Source organism: Formosa sp. Hel1_31_208 (assembly GCF_900104785.1).
GTDB lineage: Bacteria > Bacteroidota > Bacteroidia > Flavobacteriales > Flavobacteriaceae > Psychroserpens.
In genome coordinates this window covers 2,645,001-2,668,177 of the sequence record NZ_LT629733.1, presented here as the reverse complement: position 1 = coordinate 2,668,177, position 23,177 = coordinate 2,645,001, and the positions used below count along the sequence as shown (strand labels likewise).

At 34.0% G+C, this 23,177-nt stretch carries 20 protein-coding genes; 9 read left to right on the top strand and 11 right to left on the bottom strand.

Annotated features, from left to right (window positions below):
* Position 1: 1 nt before the first annotated feature.
* From BLT57_RS12095 to BLT57_RS12060, 8 genes are all read left to right on the top strand, one after another.
* A complete protein-coding gene (locus tag BLT57_RS12095) occupies positions 2-1,072 on the top strand; it encodes an LptF/LptG family permease (protein WP_091426003.1) in 1,071 nt (356 codons plus the stop codon).
* Positions 1,059-1,973, top strand: a complete 915-nt coding sequence (locus BLT57_RS12090; protein ID WP_091426001.1) for a DMT family transporter — start codon at positions 1,059-1,061, stop codon at positions 1,971-1,973. The genes BLT57_RS12095 and BLT57_RS12090 overlap by 14 nt, the downstream gene beginning before the upstream one ends.
* A 58-nt stretch (positions 1,974-2,031) precedes the next feature.
* Positions 2,032-2,985 carry an acetyl-CoA carboxylase carboxyltransferase subunit alpha gene (locus tag BLT57_RS12085; protein WP_091425999.1) on the top strand — a complete coding sequence of 318 codons (954 nt, stop codon included), beginning with the start codon at positions 2,032-2,034 and terminating at the stop codon, positions 2,983-2,985.
* A 166-nt stretch (positions 2,986-3,151) separates the two neighbouring features.
* Entirely contained in the window at positions 3,152-4,690 is a 1,539-nt protein-coding gene (gene dnaB, locus BLT57_RS12080; RefSeq protein ID WP_091425997.1) for a replicative DNA helicase, read from the top strand.
* Positions 4,691-4,761: 71 nt separating this feature from the next.
* A complete protein-coding gene (locus tag BLT57_RS12075) occupies positions 4,762-5,808 on the top strand; it encodes an AI-2E family transporter (RefSeq protein ID WP_091425995.1) in 1,047 nt (348 codons plus the stop codon).
* 57 nt (positions 5,809-5,865) lie between these two features.
* Positions 5,866-6,789 carry an aminotransferase class IV gene (locus tag BLT57_RS12070; protein WP_091425993.1) on the top strand — a complete coding sequence of 308 codons (924 nt, stop codon included), beginning with the start codon at positions 5,866-5,868 and terminating at the stop codon, positions 6,787-6,789.
* Complete coding sequence (locus BLT57_RS12065; RefSeq protein ID WP_231928695.1) at positions 6,776-7,507, top strand: sulfotransferase family protein; 732 nt, start codon at positions 6,776-6,778, stop codon at positions 7,505-7,507. Before BLT57_RS12070 ends, BLT57_RS12065 begins: the two co-directional genes overlap by 14 nt.
* Positions 7,508-7,684: 177 nt before the next feature.
* The gene (locus tag BLT57_RS12060; protein ID WP_091426792.1) at positions 7,685-8,869 is read left to right on the top strand and encodes an asparagine synthetase B; all 1,185 of its coding nucleotides are present in this window, start codon (positions 7,685-7,687) and stop codon (positions 8,867-8,869) included.
* Between the two features lie 42 nt (positions 8,870-8,911).
* Here BLT57_RS12060 and BLT57_RS12055 read toward each other — a convergent pair whose 3' ends face one another.
* From BLT57_RS12055 to BLT57_RS12025, 7 genes are all read right to left on the bottom strand, one after another.
* The gene (locus BLT57_RS12055; RefSeq protein WP_091425992.1) at positions 8,912-12,169 is read right to left on the bottom strand and encodes an amidohydrolase family protein; all 3,258 of its coding nucleotides are present in this window, start codon (positions 12,167-12,169) and stop codon (positions 8,912-8,914) included.
* A 162-nt stretch (positions 12,170-12,331) separates the two neighbouring features.
* Positions 12,332-13,051 (bottom strand): hypothetical protein, encoded by a 720-nt coding sequence (locus BLT57_RS12050; protein WP_091425990.1) that lies wholly within the window; start codon positions 13,049-13,051, stop codon positions 12,332-12,334.
* An 11-nt stretch (positions 13,052-13,062) separates the two neighbouring features.
* On the bottom strand, positions 13,063-13,935 hold the full coding sequence (locus tag BLT57_RS12045; protein WP_091425989.1) for a toll/interleukin-1 receptor domain-containing protein: 873 nt from the start codon (positions 13,933-13,935) through the stop codon (positions 13,063-13,065).
* A gap of 53 nt (positions 13,936-13,988) precedes the next feature.
* Positions 13,989-14,213: a hypothetical protein gene (locus BLT57_RS12040; protein ID WP_091425987.1), complete on the bottom strand. Its 225-nt coding sequence runs from the start codon at positions 14,211-14,213 to the stop codon at positions 13,989-13,991.
* A 1-nt stretch (position 14,214) separates the two neighbouring features.
* On the bottom strand, positions 14,215-16,485 hold the full coding sequence (locus tag BLT57_RS12035) for a caspase family protein (RefSeq protein ID WP_091425985.1): 2,271 nt from the start codon (positions 16,483-16,485) through the stop codon (positions 14,215-14,217).
* Between the two features lie 8 nt (positions 16,486-16,493).
* Entirely contained in the window at positions 16,494-17,201 is a 708-nt protein-coding gene (locus BLT57_RS12030) for a hypothetical protein (RefSeq protein WP_091425982.1), read from the bottom strand.
* Positions 17,198-19,216: a lipopolysaccharide assembly protein LapB gene (locus tag BLT57_RS12025; RefSeq protein ID WP_091425980.1), complete on the bottom strand. Its 2,019-nt coding sequence runs from the start codon at positions 19,214-19,216 to the stop codon at positions 17,198-17,200. The genes BLT57_RS12030 and BLT57_RS12025 overlap by 4 nt, the downstream gene beginning before the upstream one ends.
* Positions 19,217-19,322: 106 nt before the next feature.
* On the opposite strand from BLT57_RS12025, the gene BLT57_RS12020 reads away from it, so the two are divergent.
* Positions 19,323-19,637: a hypothetical protein gene (locus BLT57_RS12020; RefSeq protein WP_091425978.1), complete on the top strand. Its 315-nt coding sequence runs from the start codon at positions 19,323-19,325 to the stop codon at positions 19,635-19,637.
* A gap of 189 nt (positions 19,638-19,826) precedes the next feature.
* Here BLT57_RS12020 and rplT read toward each other — a convergent pair whose 3' ends face one another.
* From rplT to thrS, 4 genes are all read right to left on the bottom strand, one after another.
* Positions 19,827-20,171 carry a 50S ribosomal protein L20 gene (gene rplT, locus BLT57_RS12015; RefSeq protein WP_091425976.1) on the bottom strand — a complete coding sequence of 115 codons (345 nt, stop codon included), beginning with the start codon at positions 20,169-20,171 and terminating at the stop codon, positions 19,827-19,829.
* 102 nt (positions 20,172-20,273) lie between these two features.
* On the bottom strand, positions 20,274-20,471 hold the full coding sequence (gene rpmI, locus BLT57_RS12010; RefSeq protein WP_040250651.1) for a 50S ribosomal protein L35: 198 nt from the start codon (positions 20,469-20,471) through the stop codon (positions 20,274-20,276).
* A 53-nt stretch (positions 20,472-20,524) separates the two neighbouring features.
* Entirely contained in the window at positions 20,525-21,070 is a 546-nt protein-coding gene (infC, locus tag BLT57_RS12005) for a translation initiation factor IF-3 (protein ID WP_091425974.1), read from the bottom strand.
* Between the two features lie 33 nt (positions 21,071-21,103).
* Positions 21,104-23,047 (bottom strand): threonine--tRNA ligase, encoded by a 1,944-nt coding sequence (gene thrS / locus BLT57_RS12000; protein ID WP_091425972.1) that lies wholly within the window; start codon positions 23,045-23,047, stop codon positions 21,104-21,106.
* Between the last annotated feature and the right edge of the window lie 130 nt (positions 23,048-23,177).

Sequence of the window (23,177 nt, the reverse complement as noted above, 5' to 3'; positions counted from 1 at the left end):
TTTGAAAATTCTAGATTGGTACATATTAAAGCGCTATTTGTTTACATTTTTAATGATGTTGTTGCTTTTTATTCCTATTGGAATAACTGTAAATCTTGCCGAAAAAATTGGAAAAATTTTAGAGCGACAGGTCCCGTTTCCAGATGTTGCACAATATTACTTCGATTTCACTATCTATTTCGCGAATCTTTTGTTTCCTATATTTTTATTTTTATCAGTTATCTGGTTTACATCCAAACTAGCTAATAATACAGAGATAGTTGCTTTTTTAAGTTCAGGAGTGTCATTTTGGCGTTTTTTAAGACCTTATATGATAGGCGCAACAATTATTGCGGCATTTGCTTTAGTCATGGGCTTGTATTTGGCTCCGAAAGCAAGTAAAGGTTTCAATGAGTTTAAGTATAAACATCTCAAAACAAATACCAAAATAGTTAAAACCACGAATATTTATAGGCAGGTCAATGATAATGACTATATCTATGTGAGTAGTTTTAATCCCGTAACAAAACAAGGAAGTAACTTTAGTTTAGAACATTTTGAAGGCAATAAATTGATTTACAAAATCACGGCCAACTCTATAAAAGATAATGATTCTACATACAGTTTAATGTCTTATACGAAGCGAACCTTTGGTGAACATGATGATATCCTAGAATATTCTAGACGAAAAGATATAGCTTTCGAGTTTGATGCAGAAGACCTTACGCCAGAAGAATATATTGCCGAAACCTTGCAATATAATGACCTCATAAAGTTTATTGAAAAAGAAAAGCGGAGAGGATCGTCGAATATTGGACGTTATTTGGTTGTAAAGTATAAGAAGTGGAGCTTACCTGTATCTGTTTTTATTTTGACTATTATAGCGGTTGCAGTATCATCAATAAAGCGAAGAGGAGGGATGGGAGTAAACCTTGCTTTTGGGATCACCATTGCCATGATATATGTGTTCTTTGACAAAGTATTTGGTGTGATGGCCGAACAATCCAGTTTCGATCCTCTTTTAGCGGTGTGGTTTCCTAATATCGTTTTTGGTATCTTAGCCGCTTATCTGCTTTACAATGCCAAACGCTAAGCTTAAAAATTACTTTCATTTACATTTTCTAGTTTTTATTGCTGGTTTTACCGCCATTCTTGGGGAATTAATTTCAATTGGATCTACGGCATTAGTATGGTATCGCATGCTTATAGCAGGTTTGTTAATGTTTCTATACATTAAAGTTATACGACTGAAAATACAAGTATCAACAAAAACGAAATTACAATTCTTTGGTGCAGGAATTATCATTGCATTGCATTGGATTACATTCTTTGAGGCGATTAATCAATCTAATGTATCAATCACATTGGCCATGTTTTCTACTGGTGCCTTTTTTGCATCGTTTATTGAACCTTTAATTTATAAGCGTAGAATTATTTGGTATGAAATTCTTTTCGGAATAATCGTCATTTTCGGTGTTTTCTTAATCACGCAAAGTGAGATTAAATATTTAAACGGGATTATCTTAGGGATTTCTTCAGCATTGTTTTCAACCATTTTTGCTGTAATCAATGGAAGGTTTATTGCCCAACATCGTGCAACGGTGATATCATTTTATGAATTTATTAGTGGTGTGGTTTTTTTATCATTGTTTATCCTAGTTTTTAATGATGGTTTTTCAGCAGAATTTTTCACTTTAAAAACTGTAGATTGGATTTACATTTTCATTTTAGCCTCTATTTGTACAGCATATGCATTTATAGGATCGGTAAAAGTCATGCGTTATATAAGTCCGTATACCGTCGTCCTTACCTATAATTTAGAACCCTTATACGGTATTGCTTTAGCACTATTGATGTTTCCTGACACGGAAACTATGAGTACACAGTTTTACTATGGTGCATTTTTAGTATTAGCTACCGTTTTAGCCGATGGGATTTTAAAAAACATAAAGAGTATTAAAAAGCGCAAATCCATAGAGAGTAAACCGGATTAAAGTTTTTATATTTGCAAGAACTAACTACAAACGAATTAAGAACTAAATCAAAATTTCAATGGAATATTTAGATTTTGAATTACCCATAAAAGAACTTCAGGATCAACTTGAGAAGTGCCAGTTAATTGGTGAAGAGAGCGAAGTTGATGTTACACAAACCTGTAAGGAAATTGAAAAGAAATTATTAGAGACTAAGAAGGATATCTATAAAAATTTGACCGCTTGGCAACGTGTTCAGTTATCAAGACATCCTGGTCGACCGTATACCTTAGATCATATAAAAGCCTTATGTGGAGATTCTTTTTTAGAATTACACGGAGATCGAAACGTGAAAGATGACAAAGCCATGATTGGTGGTTTAGGTAAAATTGGCGATCAAAGTTATATGTTTATTGGCCAACAAAAAGGGTTTAATACAAAAACACGTCAGTATAGAAATTTTGGAATGTCTAATCCTGAAGGATATCGAAAAGCCCTGCGCTTAATGAAATCTGCCGAGAAATTTGGAATTCCAGTAGTCACCTTGATCGATACTCCTGGTGCTTATCCCGGTTTAGAAGCTGAAGAGCGTGGACAAGGAGAAGCGATAGCCAGAAATATTCTGGAAATGACACGGCTTAAAGTGCCAATTATTACTGTAATTATTGGTGAAGGAGCTTCTGGAGGTGCATTAGGTATTGGTGTAGGTGATCGCGTATTAATGTTAGAAAATACATGGTATTCTGTAATTTCTCCTGAATCTTGTTCTTCTATTTTATGGAGAAGTTGGGAGTATAAAGAACAAGCAGCTGAAGCATTAAAGCTAACAGCTCCTGATATGAAAAGACTGAAGCTCGTTGATAATATTATCAAAGAGCCACTTGGTGGTGCGCATTCAGATAGACCAGCGACCTTTCTTGCTGTGAAAAAGGCTATTGAAAAAAATTATGAGGAACTAAAAAAGTTATCACCAAAAGATTTAGTAAATCAACGTATGGATAAATACCTAGCAATGGGCGTTTTTAAAGGCTAATCCTAATAACTTTAACGGATTATAAAAACTGAAACCATTGGTTTCGGTTTTTTTAGCGCTATTAACAATATAATCAAGTTATTAACAGTTAAATTGTTGATGACATGTTAAGATTGAAACTTTTTAAAACAGCGTTTTAGTTGACATTTTATTTACATTCGCAGTTATGAAACAACCTAATCAAATACAAGGCTATAAAGTCGATAAAAGCACAATCATTAGCTTGGAGAAAGGTAAAATACCTCCACAAGCAACTGATTTAGAGGAGGTTGTGCTTGGCGCGATGATGATTGATAAAAAAGGGGTTGATGAGGTTATTGATATTCTTAGTCCCGATGCTTTTTATAAAGATGCGCACAGACATATTTTTGAAGCTATTTTCAAATTATTTGAAAATAGTGAACCTGTCGATTTATTAACGGTTTCTAGTCAATTAAAGAAAGACGCTAAACTAGACTTAGTAGGAGGGGACTTTTACCTCATTTCATTAACACAACGCGTATCGTCGTCTGCGCATATTGAGTTTCATGCTCGCATTATACTACAGAAATATATTCAACGTAGCTTAATAAAAATATCCAATGAAATTATTGAGGAAGCCTATGATGAAACTAAGGATGTTTTCGATTTATTAGATAATGCTGAGGCTAAACTTTATGAAGTAACACAAGGTAACGTAAAGAAATCAACAGAAACTGCTCAAAGTTTAGTTATTCAAGCTAAAAAGAAAATTGAGGAAATATCAAATAAGGAAGGTTTAAGTGGAATCCCAACTGGATTTACCAAATTAGACAAATTGACCTCTGGATGGCAGCCAAGTGATTTAATTATTGTCGCTGCACGTCCAGGTATGGGGAAAACAGCATTGACATTAACTATGGCAAGAAATATTGCGGTGAATAGTAATATTCCAGTCGCGTTCTTTTCATTAGAAATGTCTTCTGTACAATTAATTACACGTTTGATTTCTTCGGAAACAGGATTGTCTTCTGAAAAACTAAGAACCGGAAAGCTAGAAAAACACGAGTGGGAACAGTTAAATGTTAAGGTGAAGACTTTAGAAAAAGCGCCCTTATTTATTGATGATACACCGTCATTATCCATTTTTGATTTGCGTGCTAAAGCCAGACGTTTGGCATCTCAGTACGGTGTTAAAATGATTATGATTGATTACCTGCAGTTAATGACCGCAGGAGGAAGTCAAAAAGGAGGGAACCGTGAACAAGAAATATCTATGATTTCTCGTAACCTGAAAGCTTTAGCTAAAGAACTTAGTGTTCCTGTAATAGCCTTATCTCAGTTGTCACGTGCGGTAGAAACTCGTGGGGGAAGTAAAAGACCACTACTATCTGATTTACGTGAATCTGGAGCCATTGAACAAGATGCGGATATTGTAAGTTTCATATACCGACCAGAATACTACAAAATTGATGAGTGGGATGATGATGAACGCTCACCAACAGAAGGTCAAGGTGAGTTTATCGTCGCCAAGCATAGAAATGGTGGTTTAGACAATATTCGTTTGAAGTTTATAGGTCACTTAGGTAAGTTTGATAACTTAGATGATTTCGATACACCATTTGGAGAGTTTCATTCAAAAATGAATGCAGCCGCAAATGATGATACCTTTAAACCAGATAATTTTCCGTCTGCTTCTGATGCCTTTGGTGCCCCAGAAGATGACGATAATGATGTGCCATTTTAAGTTTTTTTAGGGAATTATATTGACATAATACTCTAACTTTGCTTAATCAGCTATGAAAAGAAAATCGCCTCATGTTAGACCAAAGACGTACTACTAATATTTTATTGTTAGTCATTGTAATTCCTTTAATATTTTATTTACTTAAAATATTATCCTTTATTTTTATTCCATTAATCGCTTCAATGTTTATTGCATTGCTCTTTTTGCCCCTAATGCGATGGTTGGGGCGACGTCGAGTGCCGCGCTTGTTTAGTATTCTAATTGTAATAACACTTATCGCTATAGGCGTGATGATTGGCGTTGAACTTGTGCAATTGTCAAGTAAACAAATACTTGCCAATAACACGGTATTTTTGAGTAAAGCGGAAATCAAGATTAATGATTTAATGATGTATTTACAGGAAGAATACGGCTTGAAATACAATACGGAAGGTAATTTTTTCGCACAGTTTTTTCAAAAGGAAAATATAGGATCGACCTTTGATTTTATACGTAAATTTCTTACTAATATATTGATGATGACCTTTTTCACCATCTTGTGGTTATCGGAGTCTATCAATATGCATAAAGTAATGAATAATACTATCTTAAAACAGAAGCATACTTCAATCAAGGCATTTATGAAGATTGAAAAGGACTTAATTACCTTCATTAAAGTGAAATTTTTAGTAAGCTTACTTACTGGTATTTTTACTGGATTGGCATGTGTATTTTTTGATGTGAGCTTTCCTATTTTTTGGGGACTTTTTGCATTCTTAATTAACTTTGTTCAAATGGTAGGTTCGTTTATTTCAGTAATTTTATTATCTATTTTTGCTTTTGTAGAGTTAGATCCAACAAGTACTTTGTTTTTCTTTATTGTATCTATTTCCGGTGTGCAAATTATATTTGGAGCTATTTTAGAACCTATTTTTATGGGAAAATCATTTTCTATAAATGTCATTGCCGTGCTTATCATGTTAATGCTATGGGGTTTTATCTGGGGTATTCCTGGATTGATAATGGCAATACCAATTACGGTATTTATAAAAATTATTTTAGAACAATTTCCTGGAACCAAAGTTATTGCCTCTCTGTTATCTGGACCTGAGCGCAACATCACACCACTTAAAAAATAGATTGACAACTCTATATTTTTAAGTATCTTTCTTGAATCATATTCAATCACTCTATCTATGGTTCACGGTACTCATAATGCTGTCGCAGACGACAGAAACAAGGACATTAAAATTTATATTAACGGTGAATTCTTTTCACGCGATAAGGCTAAAATTTCGGTTTTTGATAGTGGATATATTGTAGGTGACGGTATATGGGAAGCTTTAAGGGTGCACGAAGGTGTATTGGTATTTCTTGATGATCATTTAGATCGTTTATGGACATCGGCTGCAACCGTTGGAATGATTTTTCCATTTACTAAAACTGAATTGACCAAAACCATTTGGAATGTACTCAATGAAAACCAAATGACAAATCATGTACATGTGCGTATTATGATTACTAGAGGGATTAAAAAAACACCTTCTCAAGACCCGAGGCTTACCATATCTGGTCCAAATGTGGTTATCATTCCTGAATACAAAAAAGCGTCCAACGAAAGTAAAGAAAGCGGGATAACCTTGCTTACTAGTACAATAAGACGCGGATCGCCAGACTATCTAGACCCAAGATTAAATTGCCATAGCAAATTACATGAAGTTCAAGCATTAATTCAAGCTATAGAAGCAGGAGCTGATGAAGCACTGATGTTGGATGTTAACGGATTTGTGTCTACGTGTAATGCGACCAATTTCTTTATAATTAAAAATGGAGAGGTGTGGACGTCCACAGGTCAATATTGCATGAATGGCATTACGCGAGCAAAAGTCATTGAGGCATGTGAGCGTCATGGAATATCTTGTCATCAAAAAGATTTTTCATTATTTGATGTGTATGGTGCTGATGAAGCTTTTGTGACAGGAACCTTTGGTGGGTTGACACCAGTAACGAAAATAGATGGTCGAATTATTGGAACTCAATCATATGGAAATATGACTAAACGATTAAGCGGTTTATATCAGGAACTAATAAAAGAAGCAGTAGCGAATGACCAGAGATAATATAAAGCGAATTTCGGTATGGTCTGGTCCTCGAAATATCTCAACTGCTTTAATGTATAGTTTTGCCCAGCGACTAGATACAAAAGTATTTGATGAACCTTTGTACGCGCACTATTTGCGACTAAGTTCTGCTAAATCCTATCATCCTGGAGCAGAAGACATATTAAATTCTATGGAAAATGATGGAGATAAAGTGGTAGATATGATGCTGAATTCTTATGACTATCCCGTCTTTTTCTTTAAAAACATGACACATCATTTGTTAGATTTAGATCGTCGTTTTATGAAACAACTCACCAATGTTATATTAACCAGAGATCCTTTGGAAATGTTACCGTCTTTTGATAAGGTGATTAAAAACCCAAACATGGATGATGTTGGCTATAAATTACACATTGATCTCATTGAAGAATTTGACCGACAACATATTGAATATATCGTTTTAGATGCTAAAAATGTCTTGCTAAACCCGGAGTGTATTTTACGACAATTTTGCAAGATTATTAATATTCCATTTGATGAGAATATGCTATCCTGGACGCCTTCAAAACGGATTGAGGATGGGGTTTGGGCTAAATACTGGTATGCTAATGTCCATAAATCATCGGGTTTTGCTGAGTATGTGCCAAAGTCTGACCCATTTCCGAAGCATCTGATACCTTTGTTAGAAGAATGCCAACCATATTATCATAAACTGCAAAAGTTAGCCTTATCCTAAAAAAGAACAGTTGAGCTAAAAAATATATAAAACTATATTAAAGGCTATAGTTCAGGAATATTTTTTGATTATATTTCAAAAGCGATAAAGAAGAATTACCAAATGAAAAAAACAATTGTTTTATTAATTCTGTTTCTATTTTCAATACAGTCTTATGCCTCTTACATTCTAATACCTATGGATGCGGAAGGACAGAATAATCATTTAAAAGCTTATGGTGTGACCTATTGGACTTTAGAGAAACAGCTTAAAGTTAAGTGGTTATTAAATTATAAGGGAGGCTCATTTCTGCTACCAGATTCTGAAGAGATTCAACGTGAATGCCAAATAAGAGGTGTGAGTTTTGAGGTCATCTCCAACGCTAAAGCAGAAGAAATTTTAAATATGATTGCGAGTCCATCTCAGAATATGGAGGCTGTTGTATTAGAAAAAGCACCAAAAATAGCCGTCTATACACCAAAAGGTTTACAGCCTTGGGATGATGCAGTTACAATGGTATTGACCTACGCTGAAATTCCATATGAAACAGTTTATGATGAAGAAGTCTTAAACGATTCACTGTTACTCTTTGATTGGTTGCATTTGCATCATGAGGATTTTACCGGACAGTTTGGGAAGTTTTATAGAGCATATCGATCAGCATCGTGGTATATTCAAGAGAAAAAAGATGCCGAAGAATTAGCGGCAAGATTAGGCTATGCTAAAGTTTCTGAAGAAAAATTAGCAGTGGCCCAAAAAATTAGAGATTATGTGATAGGTGGTGGATTTATGTTTGCCATGTGCAGTGCAACAGACAGTTTTGATATTGCTTTAGCTGCTGATGGTATTGATATCTGTGAGCCTATGTTTGACGGAGATGGCAGTGACCCAGGATATCAGAATAAAATAGATTTCAGTAGGACGTTTGCATTTAAAAATTTCATTTTAGAGAGAAACCCAAATGTATATGAGTTTTCATCAATTGATATGACTAGAAAACGACGCATACCTATGACAACAGATTATTTTAGTTTAATGGAATTTTCTGCAAAATGGGATCCCATTCCAACCATGTTATGTCAAAATCATACGGCTTTAGTCAAAGGATTCATGGGGCAAACGACCTCCTTTACGCGCGATGAAATAAAGTCAAATGTCTTGGTCATGGGTGAAAATAAAACCAATGGTGAAGCCAAATACATTCATGGGATTAAAGGAAAGGGGTTCTTCACGTTTTACGGCGGTCATGATCCAGAAGATTATACGCATAAAGTTGGAGATCCTAAAACAGAATTAGACTTACATCCAACGTCTCCGGGCTATCGTTTGATATTAAATAATGTCTTATTTCCTGCAGCAAAAAAGAAAAAACAGAAAACTTAAAAAGATGAAAAAATCCGATTCAATTTTGAATCGGATTTTTTTTTAATGTGAGCCAACATGACAACCGCAGGCACCTCTCGTGAAACTCTGGGTCTCTTCATGCCAAGGAAATGCTTCATTATATTTATTGTTTTCCCAATAAAACTTCGTGCGTTTTTTAGAATTATTACCAATTTCATTCATGGTTTCGGTATCATACATTCGACCGTTAATCATAGTGTAAATGATACTTTCAGAATTTTTAATATCTTCTAATGGGTTTTTATCCATCACAATTAAATCTGCCAGTTTTCCTTGTTTAAGTGATCCAATATCAGTACTCATTCCAAGATAATCAGCCCCATTTATCGTTGCAGCTTTTAAAGCTTGAAGATTAGTCATTCCACCTTGTTGTAATAGCCATAATTCCCAATGCGCACCTAAACCCTGTAATTGTCCGTGAGCACCTAAATTCACTTTAACACCAGCATCGGCTAGGGCTTTACATGTCTTAGAAACCAGAATGTGTCCATTCTCATATTCTTCTTCAGGAATCATAATGCGGTGTCTTGAACGTGCATCGATTATTCCGCGAGGTGTAAACCTTAAGAGTTTTTCATTTTCCCAAACATTAGTTTTTTGATACCAGTACATTTCACCATTCATACCACCATAGTTAACAATAAGCGTAGGCGTATAACCAACATTACTATTTCCCCAAAGTTTTAATACATCTTTATAAACTGGAGCCACTGGAATATTATGTTCAACACCTGTGTGTCCATCCATGACCATGGTAATATTATGGTAGAAAGTTGATCCACCTTCAGGAACTACGAAGATGCCTTCTTCACGGGCAGCCTGTAAGACTTGTTGTCTTTGTTCACGACGAGGTTGATTGTAACTTTTTACAGATAAAGCACCAAAAGCTTTTGTTCGTCTAATTGACGATCGTGCATCTTCGAGGTTATTGATAATAGCTTTGAAATCACCATCTGCACCATAAAGTATAAACCCTGTAGAGTAGAGGCGTGGTCCAACGAGAGTACCATTTTTTTGTAATTCGGAAAGAGCGAAAACTGTTTCAGAATTAGCTGAAGGATCATGTGCGGTTGTCACACCATAAGCTAAGTTGGCATAAAATTGCCAATGCTTTTGGGTGGTAAGACCGTACCGAAATCCGCCTATATGAGCATGGGCATCGACCATTCCGGGCATGATTGTTTTTCCTGAAACGTCATATACCTTTGCATCGGATGGGATTGATACTTCTGAAGCTTTACCAATGCTTTCAATTCTATTATTATTAATAACAATAGTCCCATTTTCAATTACTTCGTCACCTTCCATAGTAATGATACGTGCACCTTTTAATACGATTTTCCCTTGTGGTTTATCAGTCTTAGCTTCTAGGTTTATTTTAGTTCCTGATTCTACAAGTTTGGTGTCTTCTGAAGCTTCAGCAGAATAATACATGTTACCCAATGTCCAGTGTATGGTCTTACTGTCTTTAGACCAATGCAAGTTGATGCCAGCATCTTTGGACAGCTGAGTAATGGGAACAAACTTGGATTTATCAGTCAAATCTATAGTTTGTCCAGCTTTAGGCATTGGCGCCATATAGACTTTATGTAAATGAATGAAAGCTATCCAATTTCCATCGGGACTTGGGACTAAGCGATTTCCGTGTTTTGATTTAACATGAACGCGCTCATCAAAACCATTAAGAGCTATACTTTTTAATTCTTTAGTAAGGGCGCCAAAAAACTGACCTCCTTTTTGGTAGATAATTCGTGTATTATCACCATTAAACATAGGATAATCACCTTCTTTAGTAATGCGTTTTGGATTAGAGCCATCAGCATTCACTATGTATAAACCTGTCTTTTTATCGAAGGTACGGCCTTGTTCGTTATTGCCACCTTCTTTGCGATAAACGATATGCGTTCCGTCATGGGAATAGGAGGGGTTTCTAAAAATGCCTTTTTCTGAAGAAAGCTTTGTTGGTGTTCCCCCAGTTGCAAGAACAGAATATATGCCTCCTAGATTTTCATCATTCCATGTCACATAGGTGATTGATTTTCCATCAGGTGAGAAGGCAGGTTCGAATTCAAAGTCTGTACCTGCGGTCAATCGCTTTGCTTTTCCATTAGGTAATTTCTGTATGTGTAAATATCCTAAGGCATTAAATACGACTGATTTTCCATCAGGAGATGTCACGGCATGACGAATTACTTTAGCATCAAAGGTATCTGGAGCTACAGGAGTATCAAACTCAATGGCCTTTGCCATTTTTATAGTTGCATCTACTTGAAAAGGAATCTCTGATGCCGCAAAGGAATTAATGTTTATACTCTTTATTTTGCCTCCTGACCAAATTACAATATCTTCATTATTAGGCATCCAGTTGAAATTTGTATATACTCCAAAAATAGCCCAAGCTTCTTGTTGATCTTTATTGAGTTGATCATAAACAGGCCATTCTTCACCAGTTTCTATATCATGGATGTATAATACTGTCTTGGTACGGACACGTTTTATAAAAGCAAGTTTTTTGCCATCTCTTGATATTTGAGGTCTCGCAGCACCACCTGGTCCACCAGTAACTCTCGTCGTTTTTCCTGAGACTAAGTCATAGCGATTGATAGCATAAATTTGACTATTTGGATCTTTATTGTATTGAAAAAATCCACCTGGATATACATCTTCACTATAATATAGGTACTTTCCGTCTGGAGAAATTGTAGGCTCATTTACATCTTGTTGATCATTTTTCTTTTTTGTAAGTTGAATTCCACTGCCTCCAGTTTTATGATACATCCATAGTTCTCCTGCGCCTAACGACCGACTGGAAGTAAAGTGCTTTCTAGCAATAAAATAATTACCATCTGGCATCCAAACCGCATTATTTAATAATCTAAAACTTTCCTTAGTGATTTGTTTAGCTTCAGAACCATCACTATTCATTATCCAAATATTATCACCACCTCCAGCATCACTTGTGAAAGAAATGTGTTTACCATCTGGACTAAAACGAGGTTGAATTTCAAAAGGCAGACCTTCTCTTAAAACTCTAGCATTTCCACCATTGATATCTAATTTGTAGATGTCTCCTAATAAGTCAAAAACGATAGACTTACCATCTGGACTCACATCAAGATTCATCCATGTACCTTCATCAGTAGAAAGTTTAAGTTCTTTAAAGTCCCAAGTTCCTTCGGGATTGGCAACATCCCAAGATTTTGCTTTTTCTTTATCTTGACTATAGGTATTAAGAGAAATGAGTAGAATGAGGGTTGTAAAGAGTTGTATGCGTTTCATATGGTTGGAATTAATTGAATTGTAAGTTACTTAAAAAATTGAAATTTATTAGGTGTAAACGACTTTGAATGCTTTTACATGAGAAATAAAAAACAATAAAAAAACCGATTCATTTTAGAATCGGTTTTTTTTAATTATAAAGAAACTATGATTTTAAAATTTTTAATAATATTTTAATTGTACGTAGAATTCGGCAGTGTTTGGATCTGGATGCACATCAACAACAATGGCCTTAGTTTTATTTCTAAATCCTTGCTCATTTCTATAGTTTCTTTTACTCACTTTATCTTTTCGGCTATAAGTTATACGATTTCGTTTGCTTACTAGTTGCACTACATCACCTACTTTAGGTTCAGAATGGGTGATATTATCATCGTTTCCATCTCTATAAACAATTTTAATTATTTTCTCTCCATTACTCTTACCGCTAGTGTATTCATTAGCAATATTTTTAAGCCCAACAAAGAGCCAGCCTTCATATCCATCAGCTTTTGTATCAGGATTGTTATCCATTAATCTGTTATAGGCTTTAGTTAAAAATGCTGATTTATCTATTCCCCAATCGTTTGTTATAAATCCAATATAACCCTCAACAGTGTTTTCAGCTCTAATATGATCCCAATACTCATCAGGCTTCAAACTTCGGTTTAATTCGTTAATACTATCTTCTAATTGCTGACTTAGTCCTTTTTCAACTTCTAATTGATTTTCTATAGTTTCGAGTTGTTCAGCAATGGTGCCTTTTTGTTCATCAATTGTCTTTTTAGTTGTACTGGCAAAATATAAAAAACCAATAATGATGACAATTATGCCATAAAATAACCATCTATTGGATTTATCCTTTTTCTCAATTTCTTTAATTTTATCATCAATGCGCTTCATAGAAATATGTTTTATATAGTAATATAATTGTAGAATTCGTTATTTAAATCGTCAATTTCTTTATTCGTTAATTTATTTACTACTCGAGTTAAGCGTTCTCTTTTTAACTTTAAAAGTTCAATTAAATCAATGTTCCTCAGTCTTTTCTTCATGCTGCCGTATAATCTAACAGATAATAAATTAATTGATAAACAACCTATAATTGAATACATAGGATCGATGCGTAAAAAATCGGAATCTCTAAAAACAAAAACTAGAATTGATAACATTACGCTTATGACAGCAGTAATAATAGTCATTTGCCAGTTCTTTTTAATTCCTTTTTTATGCATTGCTATGGCTCGGTCAATTTCAGCATCAGAAACTAGTAAATCTTCTGCATTAACTTCTTGTTGAATTACTTTACCTGTTGACTCTTCTGTGATTTTTTGTACTACTTTTTTTGGTGCTTCGGAAACTCCAATAAGTGACAATATTTTGTCTAAGCTAGCAGAGGCCTTTTCTTTTAATCCAAGAAAAGTTAAAATATCATTAATAGCTTTATCAGGATTGCTGGTTAAATCAGCATATTGTCTTCGTTGTAATCGCATAGGTAATTCACATTCTTTAATTAGAATGGGAACAAGCTTCTTCTTTGTATTTATCGCTATTGACACCTCATCCTGAACATTTTGTGATTCAACGGATGTAGGTGATAAAATAAGCATAAATGTTTCTGATTTTTCTAAAGCTTCTTCAATTGCATTATCCCAGTTTTCGCCTAGACCGATACCTAATTGATCTATCCAGACATTTGCTCCTAAACTTTGTAATTCTTTTACAAGTCCTAGTGCGAACGGTCTGTCGTCACTGGAGTAACTGACAAAAATAGTTTCAGCACTCATATTATTTAGTTTTTAGTTGGTTTGGATTAATTAAGGGAATGTTAATATACTCATTATTTTAATAGGCTGTATGTTTTTTCGAAAATAGACTTATCACAAGGGTACATTTCACCATTGACACCAACCATTAACCAATCGCCTTTTTTCCCGGTCATGGTCCCTTCTAAAGTGTCTACTGTAAAAGTGTCATCAATTTGATAACATTTAATTGGAATAGGTTTTTTAATGGCTTTTTTAAATGCTAAATCTGGAATGATATGTTGCTTAAACCTTAACATATTAACTTAATAAGCGCGCTTTCAAAAATTGCGTAAACTCATCATCTTCTTTTTTTGTTAAAGCGACGTATCCTTCATAAGCATTCGTATGCATAGATATTTTTTCTCTTACACCAATACCCTCAGAGGCCTTTATATAATATTCTTTTGCAGTTTCTAGATGACCTAAATACATATTTGCTTCGGCAACAGTTGCAAATTTCCATAGATCATCATCACAATGGCTAGTTGCTTCTAATGCTTGATTAGCATATTTTTTCATTTCAGATTTGCCAGTTACAGGATCAGTAACAATACTTAAAAACGCTAAGTTTATGGCATGATAATAAATTTGTGAGTGGACTTCATTTTCGACAGAAATTTCCAGTGCCTTACTATAATAATCACGAGATAATTGACTTGATTTATATGAAAATGTTTTTAAGTAATCACGTTTATGACGACCAGCAGTGATTCCCATTAAATCTGTATGTTTTTTTACATCTTGAGTAATAGGGTGACTGTTTAAAATATCAGTAATATCATCTTTACGCTCAAGACCTTCAAGCGCAAAAATAAGCTGTGTTAAACCTCTAGGATCAAGGTCATCTTTTCTTGGTAACAGTTCTTTAACAACGGCATCATATTTCCCGAGAGTCAAATTTATTTCCTCTTTGTTAGCGTATTGATTAAAGAATTTGCTGCCGGTTAATGTATTTAATATTAATGAATAAGCATCATCTTTTTCATCTTTTGGTTTTACCATAGCCAAATGCTTATCATCTACATATTCACGGTATTCTTCATTGAAAGGCCCATGGCATGATTCTAGAGTAACATATTCATCCTCAGTAGAGGCTGCGACTTTTAATTTAAAAGGATAGTTATCATTAAATGTGTCTTTCCATTTCTTGCGCAAAGATTTTATATAATCACCCTCACTATTCATGTCACTATACTTTTTATTCCATTGTTTGGTTAAAACTTCTGGAGCAATTCCATTACTTGGAGTTCCAAACATAATAAGATGAGAAATTCTATTTCTATTGTCTTGGTCTAAACCTAATATTGCCTTTTGGGCGACTAACCCACCTAAACTGTGCGCGACAATAGCAATCCGATCATAATTACGGAATTTATTTTTAATAGAGGTTCTTAGGTTTCCAGCAATGATATCTAGATCACGAATAGCTCCCCAAATATCCTTACCGAGTTTAGGTTGAACTCCCGATGAATAACCCAATGATTTCATAGCCCATCCATCAAAATTCGAATCTGCTTGCAATAATTTTGGGATGTCTCCAAATGTTCCTTTAGATTCTCCAGAAAAACCAGGAACAAACAATAACAAATTATTGCCTTCATCTCTTTCCCATAATTCAATATTGCTATTTTTTGAAATAACCGTTTCAGTATTTTGAGATGGTTTTTGAAATTTATTAGTGGCTATTTTATGCTTTAGTTCTTCGGGAATATAACATATTGCAAAATCTGAACTCATTTGTAAATTAGAATAAGGAGTCTGATCTTTTACGATGTCGCTTCTTTTTTTGAGTATGTTAATTAATTCAGGAGTTCTTTCAAAAACATAATTAATAGTATTAACAGTTCTGATATATTCATCAGGCAAATACTTTTTATGTTTTATGTTTTCTGCTTTGAAAGCCTCCATCAAGCATGTTGTAAAAACACTATAATCGTCATTTTCAAAATCTCCCCATGATTGCTCATCGGCTTGCGAAGAAGCCACTATGACCATACCTTGTTCATCATCAATCTCTTGAGCAAGACCTTCAAGGGTTGAGTTCTCGCGAATAATTTGCTGACGTGTATTATTTGATATAGTTTGTGAAATAATTTCATCTTTTTTCTCTTCGAAAAAAGCCCCCGAATGGCAACAATCAAAAAGAATAAAAATTCTTTTTGATTTCATTTCACTAATTTTTTCTCTCAATTCTTTACCAGTTACATGCTTTGATTGATCATTTCCATAATCATAAGGACATAAATATGAAAGATTATACTGCTTAGAATAACCACCATGGCCAGAATAGTATAATAAAAAAGAGGATTTCTCATCAGTTTTTTTAATAATGTCATCTAACTCATCAAGGATTCTTTGCATGGTAGCTTCTTTGTCTGCAAGAAGCCTAACGTTTTCCTCTTTATATCCGCACAGTGACTGGTCACAAAGCACATTATAAATGGCTTTTGCATCGCGTTCAGGTTGTGGTGTTTTTTGATCACAATCTACTCCAATGACGAGTGCATATGCATTATCAAGTGTTCTCATATTTTAATTTAAAAGGAAATATTATTAAATAATCTTTTCATTTGAAAAACTTGTTCATGAGTAATTTCGGGGGAATTAAGACCTAGGGTATTCAACTCTATAAGAGTTTTTAACTTACTCGATGTATGTTTATCTATTATGCCTAGGTTAGATAAATCACTAGTCAATGCAAAATTTGAATGACCAACGGTATTCTGAATGCCTTTTTGTGTTGCAATATCAGATAGTTTTTGATTGATAGCATCCTGTAATTCCATTAGTTCTTGATATGGTGATTCAGCATTACTTCTTTTTGATGTCTTATATTCTTCGCTTTTTGGGGTAATATCTGATCCATCTTTAGGGATCATCCCAGAGCCATCCTTTGGAATAATACCTCTACCATCTTTTGGTATGATAGAACCACCATCTTTAGAAATAATTCCAGATGAACCGATGCCAATTAATTTAGTAGCTTCTTCAAGCTTATTTTCCATAAAATTCATTTCAAAACCAGATGCACCCGCTTTAATTGACCCTAAGCTCTTGATAACTCTGCCGATATGATCTTTAAACATATATAAGCCAATTATTAATGCAATTGGCCAAATGATGACATCGAGTAAATTAATTATATCGTGAAAAATTTTTGGATCATCAACAGTTTTCTCGGTGTCTTTTAATCCTTCAGTTATCTTTTGTCCTTTTTCTGCTGCAGCTTGTAAAAATGTGATCATAATGTTTTATTTTTCCAATAGTTCATAATGCGATTATTGAATTCAGGACTGTCTTTAATCGTTCTAAAATGGGGGTCATTTTGAAATGTAGATGGTGTATAATCATAACCTTGAACAACAGCCTTAAGAAGAAATTCGATAGCTTTGACTTTATCTCCAATAACCGTGTAATATTGAGCCCAAGCATAATCGATAGCGCCGAATTGATAATCTGCTCTTAAGCCATCCAACTTATCTATGCATGTTTTTGCAGCTTCAAAATTTCCGTTGTTAAAATAGCTAATGGCTAAATGGACTACATATTTGATATTACTTGGGTTATTGTCATGCAATGTTTTATAGAGTTCTTGTGCTTTTATAAAGTCACCTTTAAAATAAAAAGCTTGTGCCAAATTAATGGGGTCTAAATTTGAATTTTCACTAGTAATTATTTTGTTGAAATATTTGTTGGCTTCTTCGATTTGATTAGAATTTATAAATTGGATGCCTGTAAAAGCCATCAAATAGTCTATGTCATTTTGAGAGGCAATTAATTCATAATCGGATAGATATTTTTCCAATTCAACAAATTTTCCTGATTTCACAAAAGCACTAATTAATGGGCGCTTTAAATAATTGTCTTCAATAATATTAGTAATTGGTAAAAGTGTTTTAGTCACTTGTTCATATTTACCTAATTCAACATCAGCAAGGCTTTTCATATAATATCGATATCCACAACGCGAACAATTTTCTAAATTTAGATCTTCCATGGGGATTTCATTGAAAATATTTTCAATGTCTTCTGGAAGATTAACCTTTTGCAAAGCAATGGTCATTTGACTCATATTAGTTCCTAGGTCTTTATAAGCTTTTTTATATTCTTCACTGTGAGCTCTATAGGCTTTATCATTTTTCCCTTTTAATATGGACTCATAAAACAACATAATATTTTCTTGTCGATTATTTAATTTTGATTTGACGTCAATTAAAAGTCGTAGCGAATCTGCAATTTTGTACTGTTCCTTATTATAGTAGAAAGCGATCTTATGAATTTTTGGTTCAAAGAAACTAGGATCTGTTGCTATCGACTTATTTATTAATTCTAAAAAAATGTTATCATTACCTCTATTTTCGAGTGCATTCACAAGATACTGATACGCTTCATAGTTAGGCGGTGTTTCCTCATAGTAGGACGACATCGTTTTATTATCTTTATTAAGAATATAGCCAAGATTATCTTGTTTACCGACTGTTGATAAATAACCGAGAATTTCTTGCTTCAATTTTTCGGCACAATCCAATGGCGAATTAGGATCGCAAACAATGGTTTCAAATGATATGAGTGTTTCATCAATTAAACCATCTTTAATAGAGCCTTGAAGTAAAAGCTTACCATTTTCTTCGTAATAAACACCAACAATTACTTTATCAGGTTTAAAATAATTTTTCAATAAGTTATTGAGATCTTTATTTTCTGCTTTCGATTTTAAAATACTGGTGTAATCATTTATCAATTTGGGAGAAATAACTTGGCCAAGTTGGTTTTCAGTTATCGCATGAATAACCCAATTTGATGCTATTTTACCAACATTATTGAGGTTTTCATTTGTGGTTGTGTTCTCAAATTCTAATACAGCAATTTTGTTGTTACTTTCAATTTTTTCTAAGGAAAAACTAGTTTGAAAACTATTTTTAACAATTAGTGTTATTGAAATACCAGAAATAATTCCAATCACAAATAAAGAAGAAAAGTACATTTTTTGAAATGCACTTTTGTTGTATGGAGTATTAGGGTCTTCAGTTTGCTGGATTTCGTATTTGAGCAGTTTAAATTTCCATATGCCATATATGTAAACAGGAAATCCAACTAATAGAATTACGATCAGGTACGTGATACTCTTTTGAGGAATTCCAATAGGCTCTGATATCAGTGCTAAGACTTGAAGAAGCACCCAGCTCGATACAATATAAATTGAAAGCATTTTAAATACTTCCTTTTTATGACATTCTTTAAAAAAACCTTTTAGGTTCATTTACAATTAATTAAGTTAGGAGGTTTGTTATATAAAGGGGAAATCGCTTGCTAAATTTACATATTTTTATTAATATAGTAAATAATTAATCCTAAAAAACTATATAATGGCTAAACAATCACAACATAAGGAAGGAGACTCTATCGTTCCGAAGGAAGGCGGAGGCATCATACCGAAAGAAGGTGGAGGCATCATACCGAAAGAAGGTGGAGGCATCATTCCAAAAGAAGGTGGAGGCATCATACCGAAAGAAGGTGGAGGCATCATACCGAAAGAAGGTGGAGGCATCATACCAAAAGAAGGTGGAGGCATCATACCGAAAGAAGGTGGAGGCATCATACCGAAAGAAGGTGGAGGCATCATACCGAAAGAAGGTGGAGGCATCATACCGAAAGAAGGTGGAGGCATTATACCAAAATAAAATTAATTGCAAAAAACTCATGTCATGTTAATGCATGAAAGTAAAAAGCCAATTCTTCAAGGATTGGCTTTTTATATACATGTTGACACGAATTAATGGATGTCGTTTTTTAATTTATACCATAAAAAAACCGATTCATTTCTGAATCGGTTTTATAAGCGAATTGTTGTTATTGTTTAGGCGAACGCCTTACTTTACTTTATTTACTATGGCTTCAAAAGCTTCTGGATTATTCATTGCTAAATCTGCAAGAACTTTTCGGTTCAATTCGATATTATTAGCTTTTAATTTCCCCATAAACTTTGAATAGCTCATTCCATGCATTCTTGCACCTGCGTTAATACGCATTATCCATAACGAACGGAACGTTCTCTTTTTTACTCTACGGTCTCTATACGAATATTGCATCGCTTTGTCAACCGCATTTTTCGCTACTGTCCAAACGTTTTTACGTCTTCCAAAGTAACCTTTTGCTTGCTTAAGAACCTTTTTTCTTCTGGCCCTTTTTGCTACTGAATTTACTGATCTTGGCATTTCTTAAATTGTTTTTTTGTAGTAGGCGGTCTTTTCGACACTTGCTAAATTTTTTTGCCTAACTCCAGGGTTTATAATTTGTTTTAACCGATTAAAACGATATTACTTTAAACGTAACATTGTTTTAATATTGTTCTCATCTGCTTTGTGTACCAAAGTGTCATGAGTTAAAGCTAGCTTTCGCTTTTTAGATTTTTTTGTCAAAATATGACTCTTAAAAGCATGCTTTCTTTTAATCTTACCAGTGCCAGTTAGTTTAAAACGTTTCTTAGCACTTGATTTTGTTTTCATTTTAGGCATTGTCTCCTTTTTATTTACGTTTCGCTTATTATCTTAAAGCTGAACTTTTCAGCTTATTTTACTTTTTTTGGCGCAATGAACATTGTCATACGCTTACCTTCTAATCGAGGCATTTGTTCAACTTTACCTAACTCTTCAAGGTCTTGTGCTAATCGCAACAATAAAATCTGACCTTGTTCTTTAAATATTATCGAACGTCCTTTAAAAAAAACAAAAGCTTTGAGTTTTGCACCATCTTTCAGGAACTTTTCAGCATGTTTCTTTTTAAATTCGTAATCGTGATCATCAGTTTGAGGACCAAAACGAATTTCTTTTACAGTCACTTTCGAGGCTTTTGCCTTTAGTGCCTTTTCTCGTTTCTTTTGTTCATAAAGAAACTTTTTGTAATCCATAACCTTACAGACAGGAGGATCAGCTTTTGGTGATATTTCAACAAGATCTAAGCCCTGCTCATCGGCAATGGCTAAAGCGTCTTTAGTCGAATAAATACCTACCTCTATGTTGTCACCGACAAGTCGTACTTTTTCGGCTCTAATTTTAGAGTTAATTTTGTGCTGGTCTTCTTTTACTACTCGCTTAGGGTTGTGTCTTCTACGTATTGCTATGACTTATATATTTTAGTTAAACTTATTTTACTTAAATGTTTTTAATGTTCTATTGATTTCTTTGTCAATAATTTGTGAAAACTCTTCTACACTAATCATGCCTAAATCTTCACCTCCATGTTTTCTGACAGAAATCTTATTCTCGTTTTCTTCGTTCTCGCCAATAATAACCATAAACGGTATTTTGTTCATTTCGGCTTCACGGATTTTCTTACCGATCGTTTCATTTCTATTATCTGCGAGGGCGCGAATTTCGTTATTTTCTAGCAAATTTAAAACTTTTTCACTGTATTTTTCATATTTCTCACTTAACGACAGTACAATAACTTGTTCTGGCATTAACCAAAGAGGGAAGTTACCTCCCGTATGCTCTAGTAAAATGGCAATAAAGCGTTCCATACTTCCAAACGGTGCGCGATGAATCATAACTGGCCGATGAAGTTCATTATCACTTCCTTTATAGGTTAAATCGAAACGTTCAGGTAAATTGTAATCCACTTGAATTGTTCCAAGTTGCCAATTTCTGCCTAAAGCATCTTTAACCATAAAATCCAATTTCGGACCATAAAAGGCCGCTTCACCAGTCTCCACAACATAATCTAATCCTTTATCAATTGCTGCACTGAGAATAGCATCTTCTGCTTTTTTCCAGTTCTCATCACTACCAATATATTTTTCTGGATTATTAGGGTCTCTTAGTGATACTTGAGCCTTAAAGTTTTCAAAACCTAAAGAGCCAAAGACATATAACACAAGATCTATAACGTCTTTAAATTCTTTATCAAGTTGATCAGGTGTACAAAAAATATGCGCATCATCTTGAGTGAAGCCTCTTACTCTAGTAAGACCATGTAATTCACCACTTTGCTCATACCTATATACTGTGCCAAACTCAGCATAGCGTTTAGGTAGTTCTTTATATGAAAAGGGTTTTGTATTATATATTTCACAATGATGAGGGCAATTCATTGGTTTTAGCAAGAATTCTTCACCTTCATTTGGTGTTTTAATAGGTTGAAAACTGTCTTCACCGTATTTAGCAAAATGACCAGATGTAACATAAAGCTCTTTTTGTCCGATATGAGGCGTAACAACCATTTCATATCCGGCTTTTTTCTGGGCACTTTTTAGAAAGTTTTCTAAACGTTCTCTCAGAGCGGCACCTTTTGGTAACCATAATGGGAGTCCTTGACCTACTTTTTGTGAAAAAGTAAACAACTCAAGTTCTTTTCCAAGTTTTCTGTGATCTCGTTTTTTTGCTTCCTCTAATAAATGTAGATATTCTGTCAGTTCTTTTTGCTTCGGAAACGAAATACCATAAACGCGAGTGAGTTGTTTATTGTTTTCATCACCTCTCCAATAGGCACCCGCAACCGATAAAAGTTTAACGGCTTTTATAATACCTGTATTTGGAATATGGCCACCTCTGCATAAATCTGTAAATGTTGAATGATCACAAAATGTAATAGTGCCGTCTTCTAGATTTTCAATTAACTCAACTTTATATTCATTGTTTTGAGACTTATATAATGACAAAGCATCTCCTTTGGATACTGATCGCATTTTAAACTCGTGCTTTCCTCTGGCGATTTCTATCATCTTATTTTCGATGTTTTTGAAATCTTTTTCTGAAATAGTACTTTCACCAAAATCAACATCATAATAAAACCCATTTTCTATGGCTGGTCCAATAGATAGCTTTATTCCAGGATAGAGTTCTTCTAATGCTTGAGCTAAGACGTGAGAACTTGAATGCCAAAACGCTTTTTTACCTTCTTTATTTGACCATGTGTACAAAACTAAAGAGCCATCATTTAATATAGGAGTAGATGTTTCTATAGTTTCACTATTGAAATTTGCTGAAATAACATTTCGTGCAAACCCTTCACTTATATTTTTAGCAACTTCCATGGGAGTTATTCCTGCTTCGAAAGTTTTAATAGTTCCATCAGGTAAAGTAATATTTATCATAGTTAAGTCAGTAATTAGGTTAGCAAAGATAGTATCTTATATAATTTCATACAATAATAATGTATGAGATAATACATTAATAATGTTTTTCATAACATTAAGTAAATTGTTTTAGAATCAAATGAGGTTC